Origin of the sequence: Sandarakinorhabdus oryzae, from assembly GCF_009733735.1 — a bacterium.
In the GTDB taxonomy this organism is placed as follows: domain Bacteria; phylum Pseudomonadota; class Alphaproteobacteria; order Sphingomonadales; family Sphingomonadaceae; genus Sandarakinorhabdus; species Sandarakinorhabdus oryzae.
This window is the reverse complement of the sequence record NZ_WNJP01000066.1, coordinates 1-14,422: the sequence shown is the minus strand read 5'-3', so window position 1 is coordinate 14,422 and position 14,422 is coordinate 1. Positions and strand designations below refer to the sequence as shown.

Below are 14,422 nucleotides of genomic sequence, written 5' to 3'. Positions count from 1 at the left end.
CAGCGCGGCGGCGCTGGCGCTGGCGCTGCTGGTGGCGACGCCGCTGGTGCTGCTGATGCCGGGCCGGCCCTGGCTGCGGCGCACGGTGATGGGCCTGGCCAGCGTGGTGCAGACGGTGCCGGCGCTGGCGCTCCTGGCGCTGTTCTTCCCGCTGCTGGTGCTGCTCAGGAACCTCACCGGGCTGCCCGTGCCGTCGCTGGGCCTGTTGCCATCGCTGCTGGCGCTCTCGCTCTATGCGCTGCTGCCGCTGCTGCGCGGCGGCGCCGGCGGGCTGGCGGCTGTGCCCGACAGCGTGCGTGAGGCCGGCCGCGCCATCGGCATGACCGCGGCACAGCGGCTGTTTCATGTCGAACTGTCGCTGGCGGCACCGGTGGTGATGGGCGGGCTGCGCACGGCGGCGGTGTGGACAATCGGCGCCGCCACGCTCGCCACCATGGTGGGGCAGGAAAGCCTGGGCGATCTGATCTTTGCCGGGCTGCAGCTGCAGGATTGGCAGCAGGTGCTGCTTGGCTGTGTGGCCGCTGCCGCGCTGGCGCTGATCGTTGATGGCGCGCTGGGCTGGTGCCAGGCTGGCATCGCGCAGCGGCGCTGGGCGCCCGCCGTCAAGGGCCTGGTGCTGCTCGGCCTGCTGGCCGGCGGCGTCACCGGCTGGTGGTGGCAGAGCCGGCCGGAAACAGCCACCAGGCCGGTGTTGATCGGCACCAAGACCTTTTCGGAGCAATATATTCTCGCCGAACTGATCGCGGCGGATCTGAAGCGCGATGGGCGCAGCGTCGCCATCCGCTCCGGCCTCGGCTCCGGCATCGCCTTCCAGAGCCTGGCCGCCGGCGGCATCGACATCGGCATCGATTATGGCGGCACGCTGTGGACCCAGGCGCTGGGCCGGACCGACGTGCTGCCGCGTGCCCAGATGCTGCCGATCCTCAGCCGCGAGCTGAAGGCGCGCTATGGCGTGACGCTGGCGGCGCGGCTGGGCTTTGAAAACGCCTATGCGCTGGCGATGCGGCGCGCCGATGCGACACGGCTGGGGGTGAGAACGATCAGCGATCTGGCGCGGGTGAAGCAGCGCCTGCGGCTGGCGACCGACCTGGAATTCCAGTCGCGCAGCGAATGGGCGGCGCTGCGCCGCACTTATGGCCTCGAGTTCGCCTCGATCCGCGCCTTCACGCCGATCCTGATGGTGGCGGCGCTGAAACAGGGATCGGCCGACGTGATCACTGCCTATTCGAGCGACGGCGCGCTGGCAGGGGCCGATGTCGTGCTGCTCGCCGATGATCGCGGCGCGCTGCCGGCCTATGACGCGCTGCTGCTTGTGGCGCCGGGGCGGGATGATCTCGCCCGTCGCCTCGCCCGCTACGAAGGCCGCATCCCGGTCGAGACCATGCGCGCCGCCAACTGGCAGGCGGACCGGCCGACCGACAAGCGCAGCCCGGCCGACGCGGCGCGTTGGCTGGCAGCGAAGACTGGCCTCTAACGCGCCGGCCGCGGAATCAGCAGCAGCTGCGTCTGCCGGCCATCGATCCAGCGGAACGACGTGCCGTTCCAATAGCCGTCCACCTCCAGCGGGAAGCGCACCTCCGCATTGCCCCATTCCGGCACCCTGGCCAGCGCCGCCAGCTCGATCGACCAGGCGGTGTCTGGATAGATGCGATAATCGCCGCGGCCAGCGATCGGTTTCTGATTCTCCCAGCTGCCGATCCACGGCCCGGCGCCGTGGCCGTGCAGGCCGATGCTGTGGGTGTAGATCACCGGATTGGTGCCGGCCGCGATCGCCTTCGCGCGCGCCGCCATCAGCACCTCGTTGCCGGTGGCGCCGGTCCTGAAACTGGCCACCAATGCATCCTGCACCGCGTTGGCGGCGGCCATGCCGGCCTTCAGGCCTGCCGGCGCATCGGTTTCACCGGGGCGCAGCACATAGGCCAGCATCTGCGTGTCGGTCTTCAGCCCCAGCATGCCGGCACAGAAATCAACATGCAGCAGATCGCCCGGCATGATCACCACATTGTCGGGCAGGGTCTGGCGGCCCGGCACCATGCCCGGCCCCTGCGCGCGCTGCACATCCACCGACGGCTGGCACCAGGCATCCTGGCGCAGATCGGCCAGTCGCTCGCGGTACCACCACACCACGTCCTGCGTGGTCGTCACGCCCGGCGTGATCACTTTCTCCGACAGGCCTTCCGGGATCAGAGCATGGGCGACGCGCATGATGCCGTTGTACACCGCCATGTCCTCGGGCGTGCGGGTTTCGAGCACGCCCAGCGCCAGCCGATCGTGGCTTTCCAGCCGGCTGGCCAGCAGCCCGATGGCCTTGACCAGCTGCTGCTGCTCCCCGGTGGCCAGCCCGTTGGCCAGGGCGAAATCCTTGGAAATATTGACGGCGATGCGCCTGGGATTGCGCTCGCTGATCAACTGGGCGACGCGCGCCCACTGGTCGGGCTGGGCTTCCGGATCCCAGGCCGACGGGAACAGATCGCCCACCGGATAGCGCGCCACCGCAAGACGCTCGACGCCCTTTTCCGGCCCGCGATCGTGGAAGATCAGCACCATGCGCCGCCGCGCCGACGTCCATGTGGCGGGCAGCATCGCCTTCACCACCGGGTCTTCATTATATTCCGACGCGATGAGGACCCACATGTCCAAGCCCACTTCGCGCATGATCTTCGGCACCACCTGGTCGAGCCGCGCCTTGACCAGCCGGTCGTGCGCGGCGACCCGGTCACGCAGGGCCGGCACGCCCGGGCGCTGGTAATCCTGCGCGGCTGTCGTCGTCGCTGTCGCCAGCAGCAGTGCGGTCAAGATCGCCTTCATCCCCATCTCCCCTTGTTGACCATGGGTTTAGGGGAGGCGCGCCGGCTTGTCAGCCCGCCAGAACCGCGAAGGGCAGGGGCGCCTTGTCGGGCGCCACCCAGCCACGGCGGGCGGGCACGCTGAACAGCAGCTCCTTGGTCCAGAAGCGTTCCGGCCAATATTTGTCGCCCAGCAGGCCGCCGAGCAGGTGATTGACCTTGTCGGCCAGCGTGCCCTCCGGGGCCAAGGCCAGCCCGGCGCGCACGGCGGCGATGGAAGCGAGCGTGATGCTGTGGTGATAGCCGGCGGTGTCGTTGTTCACGCCCCCCACCGCCTCGTTGTAGCGGCGGATGAGGCCCGGCATGTCGCGCTCGGCGTCCAGATCGGGCCGGCTGGTCAGGATATGGGCGGCCGCGGCGATATGGGCGGCGTGGGTCCATTCCGGCCTCGGCAAGGTGGTGGCGATCATCATCTCGCCGATGCGGGCGATGGTTATTGTGTCGAACATGGGATCAATCCGTGGGCAGAACGCTCGTTTCCTTGGCGGTGTCGAGCACGATCAGGGTTTCGGTGCGGATCACGCCGGCCAAGGGCTTCAGCGTGCTGGCCAGAAAGCGTTGCAGCGCCGCTGTGTCGGCCACGCGCAGCTTCACCAGCCAGTTGTGCGGCCCGGTGATGTGGTGCGCCTCCAGCACGTCGGGCGCGGCGGCCATGGCAGCGGCGAATCCGGCCTCGTCACTGCGCGGTTCCAGATCGACGAACAGAAAGGCCAGCAGGGTGCGGCCCAGCGCCGCCGGCGCCACGATGGCGCGATTGGCCAGCACGGCACCGCTGGCATTCAATCGCCGCAACCGGTCATTGGCCGCCGAGGTCGACAGGCCCACCGCGGCGCCCAGCTCGGCCGCGGTTATGCGGTTGTCCTGCTGAAGAAACCGCAAAATATCCGAATCAATCTTGTCCATACCGGCAATTTACCGGATGCCGCCGACAAGCAAAGTGAAAAAAGCGAAACCCCCGGCGGTTGGGCCGGGGGTTCGATGCGGTACAGCATGGCTTCGGGGGTGGTGCTGCCGGGGAGGATTGAACTCCCGACCTCAGCCTTACCAAGGATGCGCTCTACCACTGAGCTACGGCAGCACGGCCCCGAATGGCCCGCAGTGATGCGGGAAGCGGCCCTATGGCCAAGCGCTCCCCCCCTGTCAAGCGCTGCCGGATCGGCTATGGCAGCGCCATGAGCGAAAGCGGCCGCAAATCAGAACAGCAGATCCGCGCCGAACGGCTGGCAGCGGCACTGCGCGCCAACTTGCGCAAGCGCAAGGGCCTGGGCGGTTCGGCTGATCCCGGCAAGGACCAGCACCCGACCGCCCAGCCCGAAAAGGATTAGCCCTTGGCGGTCAGCGCCTTGGCCACGGCGCCGGTGACTTCCGGCGACATCGGCGTGGTCTTGGTGCCAAAGGCGGCGATCAGCTTGCCATCCTTGCCGATCAGATATTTGTGGAAATTCCACTGCGGGGTCTTGTCATCACCCAACGTCGCGGCGGCCCACTTGTAGACCGGGATCGCCTTCGGGCCCTTGACCACGGCCTTTTCGGCCATCGGGAACTTGATGCCGAACTTGCTTTCGCAGAACTGCTTCACTTCGCCGTTGCTGCCGAATTCCTGGTCACCGAAATCGCCCGACGGCACACCGATCACGGTGAAGCCCTTGGCCTTGTAGCTGTCGTGCAGCTTCTGCAGGCCTTCATATTGCGGGGTGAAGCCGCACATCGAGGCGGTGTTGACCAGCAGCACCACCTTGCCCTTGTACTGCGCCAGCGGCATCGGCTTGCCATCGATGGTCTTGAGGTTGAACTGATAGACCGTGTCGGCCGCCGGGGTGGCGGCGATGGCCGGCAAAGCGATCAGCGCGGCGGCAAGGGTGATGTGCTTCAGCATATTGGGCTCCCGTCCTGAATGTGGCCGGCTGATACCACGCCCCCACGCAATCACGAAGGCGAAGGATGACGCAGGGGGTCAGAGCGGCGCGCAGGCCGTTTCCAGCCAGACCTGCTCGGCCGGATCGGTGAGCAGCGGCCCGATCTCGGCAGCGACGCGGGCGTGATAGGCGTTCCACCAGTCGCGTTCCTCGTCGGTGAGCAGGCTGACATCCACCAGACGGCGGTCGATCGGCGCCAGCGTCAGCTCCTTGAAGCCCATGATCTCGCGTTCGGCGCCTTCGGCGGAGCGGCGCTCGACCAGCACCAGATTCTCGATGCGGATGCCATAGTCGCCCGCCTTGTAATAGCCCGGCTCGTTGGAGAGGATCATGCCCGGCTGCAGCGGTTCATCGCCGCCCGGCTGCGCCGACCAGGCCGCGGCGATGCGCTGCGGGCCTTCGTGGACGGACAGATAGCTGCCAACACCATGCCCGGTGCCGTGGTTGTAGTCCAAGCCAACGGCCCACAGATGCTGACGCGCCAGCGCATCCAGCTGCACGCCCTTGGTGCCGGCCGGGAAGATGGCGCGGGCCAGCGCGATATGGCCCTTCAGCACGCGGGTGAAGCGGTCCTGCATCTCCGGCGTCGGCGTGCCGACCACCATGGTGCGGGTCACGTCAGTGGTGCCGTCACGATACTGGCCGCCCGAATCGACGAGATAGATGCTGTCATTGCGGATGGGCAGGTTGGTCTCCTCGCTCACCCGGTAATGCGGCAGCGCGGCGTTGGGTCCGGCGGCCGAGATGGTGTCGAACGACAGGTCCTCGAGGCTGTTGGTCTCGGCGCGGAACTGGCGCAGCCGTTCGGCGGCGCTGAGCTCGTCGAGCCCACCCTTGGGCGCTTCGGCGTCGAACCAGGCCAGGAAGCGCGTGAGCGCCGCGCCGTCGCGCACATGCGCCGCCACCGTCCCGCTGATCTCCACCGGGTTCTTGATGGCGCGCGGCAGCACGGTCGGGTCACGCGCTTCGAGAATGCGGGCACCGCCGGCTTCCAGCGCTTCGAAGATGGCGGCCACGCACGACTGCGGATCGACCACCACCGTCTGCCCGGCCATGGCCTTCAACGCCGCTTCGAAGCCGTCGCGGGGTTGGCAGCGTACTGCCTCGCCCAGATGGGCCTGCACCGCCGGCGTGATCTTGGCGGGGTGGGTGAACAGATCGACGCTGCCATCCTTGTGGGCGATCACGAACGCCAGCGCCACCGGCGTGCGGGCGACATCCTTGCCGCGGATGTTGAGCAGCCAGGCAATCGAATCGAGCGCGGCGATGACCACGGCATCAGCGCCCTTCTCCGCCAGCCAGCGGGCGACCTCGGCGCGCTTGTCGCCATGGCTGCGGCCGGCGAACTGGTCGTCATGCACTTCCAGCGGCGCGAGGGACGGCGCTGGCCGGTCCGTCCAAACCGCGTCGATGGGGTTGTGCGTCACCGCCACCAGCTCGGCCTTGCGCGCCGTCAACTGGCCGGCGGCCTGGCGGGCCCATTGGCGGGTGTGCAACCAGGGGTCGTAGCCGATGCGCTGGCCGGCCTGGGCCTGTTCGCCCAGCCACTGCGCGGTGCTCGTTTTCGGCACATCCTCATAAGCGAACAGATCGGCCGGAACCTGCTGGCGCACCTGCACGGTGTAGCGGCCATCGGTGAACATCGCCGCCTTGTCGGTCATCACCACGGCGCTGCCGGCCGAACCGCCAAAGCCGCTGATCCACGCCAGCCGCTGGGCATATTCGCCGACATATTCGCTCATATGCTCGTCGGTGAGTGGCACCACGAAACCGGCCAGGCCTTGCGCGGCCAGTTCGGCGCGCAGGGCGGCAAGACGTGACGAGATGGTGGACATGACGAAGCTTCCCTATATCACTCCCGACCCAGATAGGCGCACTGCCCGCGCGCCTCAAGCGCGGCGCACATGTGCCGCACCGCCTGCCGCCGCCGGAGCCGATGCCCAGATGACCGCTTCCCCGCTCACACCCCCGATCGCCGCCAAGCACCCGCACAACTTCACCCACCACGGCATCACGGTGGAAGACCCGTACAACTGGCTGAAGGACCCCGGCTATCCCACCGTCAATGATCCCGATGTGCTGGCCTATCTGGAGGCCGAAAACGCCTGGTTCGAAGCGCAGATGGCGCCGGTCGCGGCCCTGAAGGACAAGCTCTACGACGAACTCAAGGGCCGGGTGCAGCAGGATGATGCCTCGGTGCCGGTGCCCAACGGCGCCTTTGAATATTGGTGGCAGTTCAAGCCCGGCGACCAGTATCGCACCTGGATGCGGCGGCCGAAAGCGGGCGGTGCCGAGCAACTGGTGCTGTCCGAACCCGAACTGGCCAGCGGCCACGACTATTTCCGGCTGGGTGCGCAGAGCATCAGCCCGGATGGCCGGCTGGTCGCCTATGCCACCGATACCGACGGCAGCGAGCGCTTCACCGTCCGCATCCGCGACATTGCGAGCGGCGCGGATCTGGAGACCGTCACCACGGTCAGCGTTGGCGCCATCGTGTGGACGGCGGATTCCAAGGCCATTGTCTGGACCGAGGTCAACGAGCAGTGGCGGCGCATCAAGGCACGGCTGCACGTGCTGGGTCAGACTGGCGAAGACCGCGTGCTCTACGAGGAGACCGAGGACAAGGGCTTCGGCGTCAGTGTCGCCAAGAGCCAGGATGGCCAGTGGCTGATCATCACCACGTCAGACCATGTGTCGAGCGAAGTGCGGCTGGTGCCGGCCAGCGACCCGGCCGCGCCGCCGCTGCTGGTGAGGCCGCGCCAGGCCGGCGTGCGCTATGACGTCGATGTGCGCGGCGATCGCCTGTTCATCCGCAGCAATGATACCCATGTGAATTTCCGCATCGCCACCGCCAGCATCGCGGCACCGGGCGCATGGACCACGCTGATTGCCGGCAACACCCAAGACTATATCACCGGCATCGCCGCCTTTGCCTCCTATCTCGCCATCGAGGGTCGCCGCGACGGGCTGGACCGGATCGTGCTGCGCCGGGATGACGGCAGCGAGACGGTGATCCCTTTCACCGAAGCCGCGTACACGGCCAGCATCGGCAGCAACCTGGAACCGGACGCACCGCTGCTCCGGCTCAACTATGCCTCGATGGTCACGCCGGCCACGGTCTATGACTATGATGTCGCCGCCGGCACGCTGATCACCCGCAAGATGCAACAGGTGCCATCCGGCTATGACGCCAGCCAGTATGAAAGCCAGCGCATCTGGGTGACGGCGCGCGATGGCGTGAAGGTGCCGGTCGCCATCGTCTACCGGAAGGGCTTCCAGCCCGACGGGACCGGCAAGCTGCATCTTTATGCCTATGGCGCTTATGGCATCGCGATGACCCCGGGCTTTTCGGCCAATCGGCTGTCGCTGCTCGATCGCGGCATGGCCTTTGCCATCGCCCAGATCCGCGGCGGCGATGACCTGGGCTATCAATGGTATCTGGATGGCAAGCTGGCCAAGCGCAGCAACACGTTCAACGATTTCGTCGACGTGGCGCGCGGGCTGGTGGCGGCCGGCTGGGCGGCGCCGGGCATGATCTCGGCCAGCGGCGGCTCGGCGGGCGGCGAGCTGATGGGCGCGGTGATCAACCAGGCGCCGGACCTGTTCCGCGCCGTGGTCGCCCATGTGCCGTTCGTCGATGTGCTCAACACCATGCTCGATGAAAGCCTGCCGTTGACGCCGGGCGAATGGCCGGAATGGGGCAACCCGATCACCAGCAAGGCCGATTTCGAACTGATCCGCTCCTATTCGCCGTACGACCAGGTGAGGCCCCAAGCCTATCCGCCGCTGATGGTCACCGCCGGCCTCAACGATCCGCGCGTCACCTATTGGGAGCCGGCCAAGTGGGTGGCCAAGCTGCGGGACTGCAAGACCGACGACAATATCCTCGTCTTCAAGACCAACATGGGCGCCGGCCATGGCGGCAAGTCCGGGCGCTTTGCGGCGCTGGAGGAGTTGGCGGAGGAATATGCCTTCATCCTGACCCAGTTCGGGCTTGGCCCAGATCACACTGATGCCGCCGCCGGCTGACCGCCGCAGCTTCAGCCTGCAGGTGACCGCGCAGGCGGCCGACATCGATGAACTCGGCCACGTCAACAACGCGGTGTACCTCAAGTGGATTCAGGACGTGGCGACCGCGCACTGGAGCGCGGTCGCCCCGCCGGAACATCGCGACACCTATGTCTGGGTCGTAACCCGGCACGAGATCGATTATCTGAAGCAGACGCTGGACGGCGAAACGCTGACCCTGACCACCTGGGTCGGCGAGCCCAGGGGCGCGCGCTTTGATCGCCATGTCGAGATCGCCGGCCCGGATGGCGCGCTGCGCGTGAAGGCCATCACCACATGGGCGCTGATCGACAAGGCGACGGGCCGGCTGGCGCGCGTCCGCCCCGACATCGCCGCACCGTTCATCCGGCCCTGACCAGCGTGAACAGATGCACGGCGGCGAGCAGCACGCCGGCCACGCCCAGAAACGCAATGCCGTTCCACGGCAGATGCGCATGCCAGGCCAGCGGCGACCGTCGCCGTGCCACGCCGCCCAGGGCACCGGCCAGCGCAGCCACCACACCGGCAGCCAGCAGCGCCAGGGTCGTTTCGATATCCATGCGCCGCCCTTTGGCAGGCCGTTCACGCCGGAGCAATCTCCTGCCTTGCAGGCCATGGCCAGCTGTTTTACGCCAGTGCATCACCTGATCGGAGAAACCCGCATGATCCGCCGTCTCGCGCTTGCTTCTGCCCTTGCTGTCGCCGCCATCGCTGCCCCGGCGATTGCCGCCGGCCCCTTCGATGCCGCCATCGCCGGCGCCTGGCGCAAGCCGGCCGACAAGGCGCGCGATCAATATCGCCACCCGGCCGCAACCCTGAAATTCTTCGGCATCAAGCCGACCGACACTGTCGTCGAAGTCTCGCCCGGCGGCGGCTGGTATACCGAAATTCTCGCCCCGGCGATGAAGGCGAAAGGCAAATATGTCGCCGGCCTCGCCAACCCGCTCGCCTCGCTGAACGCAGCCAAGAGCGTCGAGGCGTTCAAGACCAAATATGCCGACAAGACGATCTATGGCGACATCGGCATCGGCACGTTCGGCAAGGGCGTGGACGACATCGTGACGCCTGGTAGCGCCGACGTCGTGCTCACCTTCCGCAACGTCCACAACTGGCACATGGCCGGCTGGGACCAGGAGGCGTTCAATGCCTTCTTCAAGGCGCTGAAGCCGGGCGGCACGCTGGGCGTGGTCGAACACCGCCTGCCGGAAGACCGTCCGGACGCCGACATGAAGAAGAGCGGCTACATGAAGGTCAGCTATGTGAAGATGCTGGCCGAAAAGGCCGGCTTCAAGCTGGTTGGCTCCTCCGAAGTGAACGCCAATCCGAAGGACACCAAGGATTACCCCGATGGCGTGTGGACCCTGCCGCCGACCTTCGCCAAGGGCGACGTGGACAAGGCGAAGTTTGCGGCGATCGGCGAGAGCGATCGCATGACGCTGAAGTTCGTGAAGCCGAAGGCGTAACGCCCGTTTCGGTCAAGCCATGACGTCGAACGGGCTTCGAGCAAGCCTCTGCCCCGGCAAAGCCGTGGCGCCGGCTTGCCCGAACCCGCCGGCCGGCTTCGCGCGAGTCGGAGGATAATGCTCGGCATTATCCTCTCGCCGCGCTTTAGCGGAACCGCCGCACCTCTGGCTCCGCGCCGGCGCGCGCGATCACGTCGGCCAGGGGCTCCGTCACCACCGCCATCCAATAGGCATTGGCGTGGCACAGCTGGTCGCCATCGAGCAGCAGGCCGACATGGCCGGGCCAGAACATCAGGTCGCCCGCCGCCCGCGCCCGGAACGGTACCACCTCGCCTTCAGCGCGCTGCAGATCGGTGTCACGCCGGAGCATGATGCCTTCGGCGGCCAGCGCCTGCTGCACCAGGCCGGAACAGTCGACGCCGTCGGGCGTGCGGCCGCCCCACAGATAGGGCGCGCCCATGAACAGCGCCGCCGCGGCAACGCGATCGGCCGGCGCGCGCTCGAAATGGCGACGGTGCAGGAAGCCGCCACTGGCCAGCGCCAGGAAATCGCCCGCCATCGTGCCGGCCACCCGCGCGGCGAACGGCAGTTCGTGGCGCACCGCAGCCTTGATGCTGGCAGCGCCGAACACCGGTGCACGCCGCGCCGTGACGCGGTGCGTCGGCGCCGCACTGGGCAAAGCGAGCGCATCGAGCGGCACCCAGCCGATGTAGCGATCGTGCAGTGACCGCCCGAGCGCGAAACCGGCCTTCACATCAACAATCTCGAAATCCTCGCCAAACAGCAGCTCGCTCGACGCTTCGGCTGCGGCATCGGCCGCGCTGCGCACCGTCACGCGCGGCGCCGTGCAGACCAGCGCTTTCGGCTCGACATAGCGCACCGCGCCGATCTCGCCGGCCAGCGCCAGTTCCACCACCTCCGGCCCGGCGAACCACTCGCGCGGCTCGAACCGCTGGGCCGGCCCCCTGAGCACCCAACTCATCCGAACCGGCTCCTCAAGACGGCCCAGCTGGCGCGCAAGGCCAGCGCCTCGCCGCCCTTGGGACGGCCGGGCCGGCTGGCATTGTTCCAGGCGAAGGTGTCGAAATGCGCCCAGGCGACGCCCGCGGGCACGAATTTTTCCAGGAACAGCGCTGCCGTGATGGCGCCGGCAAAGCCGCCATCGGCGCTGTTGACCATGTCGGCCAGGCTGGACTTGAGCAGGTCGTGATAGGGTGCCCATAACGGCAGCCGCCACACCGGATCGCCCACCTGCGCGCCCGCGGCCAGCAGCTCACTGGCCAGCGCATCATCATTGGCAAACAGCGCCGGCAGTTGCGGCCCCAGCGCCACCCGCGCGGCGCCGGTCAGCGTGGCGAAATCGAGGATCAGCGCCGGGTTCTTCTCGGCCGCGAGCGCGATGGCATCGCACAGCACCAGCCGGCCCTCGGCATCGGTGTTGGTGATCTCCACCGTCTTGCCGGCGCGCGTCGCGATGATGTCGCCGGGGCGCATGGCATTGCCGGAAATGGCATTTTCCGCCGCCGGGATGATCAGGTGCAGCCGCACGCGCAGATTCGCCTGGATCACCAGCGTTGCCAGCGCCAGCGCATGCGCGGCGCCGCCCATGTCCTTCTTCATCAAGGCCATGCCGCTGCCCGGCTTGATGTTCAGCCCGCCGCTATCGAAGGTGATGCCCTTGCCGATGATGGCGACGACCGGATGGCTGGCATCACCCCACGTCGCCTCGATCAGGCGCGGGGCCTGGTCAGCCGCGCGGCCGACGGCGTGGACGGCCGGGAAATTCTGCGACAGCAGCGCTTCCCCGCTGGTCACCTGCACCTCGGCGCCGAGCGGCCGCAGCGTATCAATCACCGCCTGCGCCAGATCGGCCGGGCCGAGATCGCTGGCCGGCGTGTCAACCAGGTCGCGCACCAGTGCCACCGCCTGCGCCTCGCTGACAGCGGACGAGATCGCGCCCAGGCTGGTCGTTGCCAGCACCCGCGCGCCCTTGGCTTCGGCGCGGCGATAACGGCTGAATTTGTGCTGGGCGAGGCACCAGCCCAGCCCGGCCTGGCCCAATTCACCGGCCAGCGCATAGCGCCCGGCGGGCAGCTTTGCCGCTGCCTCGGCAAGCGCCCACGGACCCAGTGATCCGTCCGCCACGCCGGCCACAACGAACCAGTCGGCGGGGCCATCACCGGGCAGAATGGCGATGCTGTCAGGCGCGGCCTTGAAATCCTGCGCCGCCACGGCCACCCGCACCCGCTCGCTCTGCGTTGCGAGCCAGCCATCCAGCCCGGCCTTGGTCACCGGGATGAGGGGGACCGAGGGCTGACCATCGGTGGCGGCAAGCAGCGCGGCAAAATCGGTCAAGTCGGCACTCCGAACAGATCGGCCTCGTCGGCATCCTCGATCAGCACCGGCACGATGTCGCCCGGCTTCACACCGCCCGCATCACGCAGATGCACCATGCCGTCGATTTCCGGCGCGTCATATTTGCTGCGGCCCGATGCACCGCCTTCATCGTCCACTTCGTCGATCAGCACGTCGATGGTGCGGCCGATCTTGGCGGCGAGGCGGGCTTCCGAAATCTTCGCTTGCAGCGCCATGAAACGATGCCAGCGCTCTTCCTTCACCGCTTCGGGCACGGCACCCGGCAGCGCATTGGCCTGCGCGCCATCGACCGCTTCATATTTGAAGCAGCCAGCCCGATCGATCTGCGCCTGCTCCAGCCAATCCAGCAGATACTGGAAATCCTCCTCCGTCTCGCCGGGGAAGCCGACGATGAAGGTGGAACGGATGGCCAGATCGGGCACCAGCTCACGCCATTTCTGGATGCGTTCCAACACCTTGGCCTCGTTGGCGGGGCGCTTCATCGCCTTCAGCACGCTCGGGCTGGCGTGCTGGAACGGGATGTCGAGATAGGGCAGCAGCAACCCGTCGCGCATCAGCGGAATCAGATCATCCACGTGCGGATAGGGATAGACATAATGCAGCCGCACCCAGGCGCCGGTCTCGCCGAGCGCGCGGGCCAGATCCTGGATATGGGCGCGCCGCTCGACACCGCCCAGCGATGAGGTGGCGTGCTTCAAGTCCACGCCATAGGCCGAGGTGTCCTGGCTGATCACCAGCAGTTCCTTGGCCCCGGCCTTCACCAGCGCTTCGGCCTCGCGCAGGATCGCTGCTGGTGGCCGGCTGGCGAGGCGACCGCGCAAGGATGGGATGATGCAGAAGGCGCATGTGTGGTTGCAGCCTTCGGAAATCTTCACATAGGCATAATGGCGGGGCGTCAGTTTCAGCCCGGCATCGGGCACCAGGTCGACAAAGGCCGAGCGCACGGGCGGCGCGGCATCGTGCACGGCGCTCACCACGGCTTCATATTGCTGCGGTCCGGTCACGGCCAGCACATCGGGGAAGCGGGCGCGGATGGCGTCGGCCTCGTGGCCCATGCAGCCGGTGACGATCACCTTGCCGTTTTCCGAAATCGCCTCGCCAATGGCCTCCAGGCTTTCGGCCTTGGCGGAATCGAGAAAGCCGCAGGTGTTGACGATCACCACATCCGCGCCGGCGTAATCGCCAGACAGCGCATAGCCATCGGCGCGAAGCTGGGTGAGGATGCGTTCGGAATCGACCAGCGCCTTGGGGCAACCCAGGGACACCATGCCGACCCGCGGGGCAGTATCAAGGTTCAATGTCATCGCGCGCGCCCTGCGCTGTTCAGCCAAAAAGTGCAAGGGGGCAGCCAGGCGCTACCGCCCGCCGATCACCTTGGCAGGGTCCACCGGGGTGCGCCCGCGCCGCAATTCGAAATGCAATTGGGGCTCTGCCACCGCGCCCGACTGGCCGGCGCGCGCAATCACTTCGCCGGCCTTCACGCGCTGCCCACGTGCCACCAGCAGTGCCTCGTTGTGGGCATAGGCCGAAACCCAGCCGCCGGCGTGCTTGACCAGCAGCAGGTTGCCGAAGCCCGGAATCGCATCGCCGGCATAGGCGACGACGCCGTCGCCGGCCGCCCGCACGGGTTCACCGGCGCTGGCCTTGAGGTTGACGCCGTCGTTGAAGCGCCCGCCCGGCTTGGCGCCAAAGCCGGAGAGGATGCGGCCGGGCAGCGGCCAACGGAAGGCGGGCGCGGTGCCGGTGACGGGCGGCAACGGCGCCGGTGGCGGTT

General features: G+C 67.6%; 15 protein-coding genes and 1 tRNA gene. 5 read left to right on the top strand and 11 right to left on the bottom strand.

Features of this window, described 5'->3' with window-relative positions:
* Window positions 1-1,474: ABC transporter permease/substrate-binding protein (locus GJ693_RS08335; protein ID WP_156255852.1), on the top strand; the 1,474-nt coding region annotated here is incomplete at its 5' end.
* Here GJ693_RS08335 and GJ693_RS08330 read toward each other — a convergent pair.
* From GJ693_RS08330 to GJ693_RS08315, 4 genes are all read right to left on the bottom strand, one after another.
* Window positions 1,471-2,808 carry a M24 family metallopeptidase gene (locus GJ693_RS08330; RefSeq protein ID WP_156255851.1) on the bottom strand — a complete coding sequence of 446 codons (1,338 nt, stop codon included), beginning with the start codon at window positions 2,806-2,808 and terminating at the stop codon, window positions 1,471-1,473. The two genes, GJ693_RS08335 and GJ693_RS08330, sit on opposite strands and share 4 nt — an antisense overlap.
* A 49-nt stretch (window positions 2,809-2,857) precedes the next feature.
* Complete coding sequence (locus GJ693_RS08325) at window positions 2,858-3,295, bottom strand: hypothetical protein (protein WP_156255850.1); 438 nt, start codon at window positions 3,293-3,295, stop codon at window positions 2,858-2,860.
* Window positions 3,296-3,299: 4 nt separating this feature from the next.
* Window positions 3,300-3,749 (bottom strand): Lrp/AsnC family transcriptional regulator, encoded by a 450-nt coding sequence (locus GJ693_RS08320; RefSeq protein ID WP_156255849.1) that lies wholly within the window; start codon window positions 3,747-3,749, stop codon window positions 3,300-3,302.
* A gap of 100 nt (window positions 3,750-3,849) precedes the next feature.
* Window positions 3,850-3,924, bottom strand: a tRNA-Thr gene (locus GJ693_RS08315).
* A 40-nt stretch (window positions 3,925-3,964) separates the two neighbouring features.
* Here GJ693_RS08315 and GJ693_RS08310 point away from each other — a divergent pair.
* A complete protein-coding gene (locus GJ693_RS08310; protein ID WP_156255848.1) occupies window positions 3,965-4,171 on the top strand; it encodes a hypothetical protein in 207 nt (68 codons plus the stop codon).
* On the opposite strand, the gene GJ693_RS08305 is transcribed toward GJ693_RS08310, so the two are convergent.
* Entirely contained in the window at window positions 4,168-4,722 is a 555-nt protein-coding gene (locus tag GJ693_RS08305; RefSeq protein ID WP_156255847.1) for a glutathione peroxidase, read from the bottom strand. The two genes, GJ693_RS08310 and GJ693_RS08305, sit on opposite strands and share 4 nt — an antisense overlap.
* A 78-nt stretch (window positions 4,723-4,800) precedes the next feature.
* Complete coding sequence (locus tag GJ693_RS08300; protein WP_156255846.1) at window positions 4,801-6,597, bottom strand: aminopeptidase P family protein; 1,797 nt, start codon at window positions 6,595-6,597, stop codon at window positions 4,801-4,803.
* Window positions 6,598-6,706: 109 nt separating this feature from the next.
* Between GJ693_RS08300 and GJ693_RS08295 the strand changes: the two genes are divergently transcribed.
* Together GJ693_RS08295 and GJ693_RS08290 are read left to right on the top strand one after the other, a co-directional pair.
* The gene (locus GJ693_RS08295; protein ID WP_156255845.1) at window positions 6,707-8,791 is read left to right on the top strand and encodes a S9 family peptidase; all 2,085 of its coding nucleotides are present in this window, start codon (window positions 6,707-6,709) and stop codon (window positions 8,789-8,791) included.
* Entirely contained in the window at window positions 8,775-9,185 is a 411-nt protein-coding gene (locus GJ693_RS08290) for an acyl-CoA thioesterase (RefSeq protein ID WP_156255853.1), read from the top strand. The genes GJ693_RS08295 and GJ693_RS08290 overlap by 17 nt, the downstream gene beginning before the upstream one ends.
* On the opposite strand, the gene GJ693_RS08285 is transcribed toward GJ693_RS08290, so the two are convergent.
* Window positions 9,172-9,369: a hypothetical protein gene (locus GJ693_RS08285; protein WP_156255844.1), complete on the bottom strand. Its 198-nt coding sequence runs from the start codon at window positions 9,367-9,369 to the stop codon at window positions 9,172-9,174. The two genes, GJ693_RS08290 and GJ693_RS08285, sit on opposite strands and share 14 nt — an antisense overlap.
* A gap of 102 nt (window positions 9,370-9,471) precedes the next feature.
* On the opposite strand from GJ693_RS08285, the gene GJ693_RS08280 reads away from it, so the two are divergent.
* Complete coding sequence (locus tag GJ693_RS08280) at window positions 9,472-10,272, top strand: class I SAM-dependent methyltransferase (protein WP_156255843.1); 801 nt, start codon at window positions 9,472-9,474, stop codon at window positions 10,270-10,272.
* Between the two features lie 145 nt (window positions 10,273-10,417).
* On the opposite strand, the gene GJ693_RS08275 is transcribed toward GJ693_RS08280, so the two are convergent.
* The 4 genes from GJ693_RS08275 to GJ693_RS08260 form a co-directional block, all read right to left on the bottom strand.
* Window positions 10,418-11,254, bottom strand: coding sequence for a C40 family peptidase (locus tag GJ693_RS08275; protein WP_156255842.1), 837 nt, complete (start codon window positions 11,252-11,254; stop codon window positions 10,418-10,420).
* Window positions 11,251-12,627: a leucyl aminopeptidase family protein gene (locus tag GJ693_RS08270; protein WP_156255841.1), complete on the bottom strand. Its 1,377-nt coding sequence runs from the start codon at window positions 12,625-12,627 to the stop codon at window positions 11,251-11,253. Before GJ693_RS08270 ends, GJ693_RS08275 begins: the two co-directional genes overlap by 4 nt.
* Complete coding sequence (gene rimO / locus GJ693_RS08265) at window positions 12,624-13,952, bottom strand: 30S ribosomal protein S12 methylthiotransferase RimO (RefSeq protein ID WP_156255840.1); 1,329 nt, start codon at window positions 13,950-13,952, stop codon at window positions 12,624-12,626. Before rimO ends, GJ693_RS08270 begins: the two co-directional genes overlap by 4 nt.
* 51 nt (window positions 13,953-14,003) lie before the next feature.
* Window positions 14,004-14,422: murein hydrolase activator EnvC family protein (locus GJ693_RS08260; RefSeq protein WP_156255839.1), on the bottom strand; the 419-nt coding region annotated here is incomplete at its 5' end.

Coding starts and splice junctions, on each gene's coding strand:
- rimO (WP_156255840.1), bottom strand. CDS start 13,952: ATGACATTGAACCTTGATACTGCCCCGCGGGTCGGCATGGTGTCCCTG.
- GJ693_RS08295 (WP_156255845.1), top strand. CDS start 6,707: ATGACCGCTTCCCCGCTCACACCCCCGATCGCCGCCAAGCACCCGCAC.
- GJ693_RS08300 (WP_156255846.1), bottom strand. CDS start 6,597: ATGTCCACCATCTCGTCACGTCTTGCCGCCCTGCGCGCCGAACTGGCC.
- GJ693_RS08310 (WP_156255848.1), top strand. CDS start 3,965: ATGGCCAAGCGCTCCCCCCCTGTCAAGCGCTGCCGGATCGGCTATGGC.
- GJ693_RS08275 (WP_156255842.1), bottom strand. CDS start 11,254: ATGAGTTGGGTGCTCAGGGGGCCGGCCCAGCGGTTCGAGCCGCGCGAG.
- GJ693_RS08285 (WP_156255844.1), bottom strand. CDS start 9,369: ATGGATATCGAAACGACCCTGGCGCTGCTGGCTGCCGGTGTGGTGGCT.
- GJ693_RS08325 (WP_156255850.1), bottom strand. CDS start 3,295: ATGTTCGACACAATAACCATCGCCCGCATCGGCGAGATGATGATCGCC.
- GJ693_RS08320 (WP_156255849.1), bottom strand. CDS start 3,749: ATGGACAAGATTGATTCGGATATTTTGCGGTTTCTTCAGCAGGACAAC.
- GJ693_RS08290 (WP_156255853.1), top strand. CDS start 8,775: ATGCCGCCGCCGGCTGACCGCCGCAGCTTCAGCCTGCAGGTGACCGCG.
- GJ693_RS08280 (WP_156255843.1), top strand. CDS start 9,472: ATGATCCGCCGTCTCGCGCTTGCTTCTGCCCTTGCTGTCGCCGCCATC.
- GJ693_RS08305 (WP_156255847.1), bottom strand. CDS start 4,722: ATGCTGAAGCACATCACCCTTGCCGCCGCGCTGATCGCTTTGCCGGCC.
- GJ693_RS08330 (WP_156255851.1), bottom strand. CDS start 2,808: ATGAAGGCGATCTTGACCGCACTGCTGCTGGCGACAGCGACGACGACA.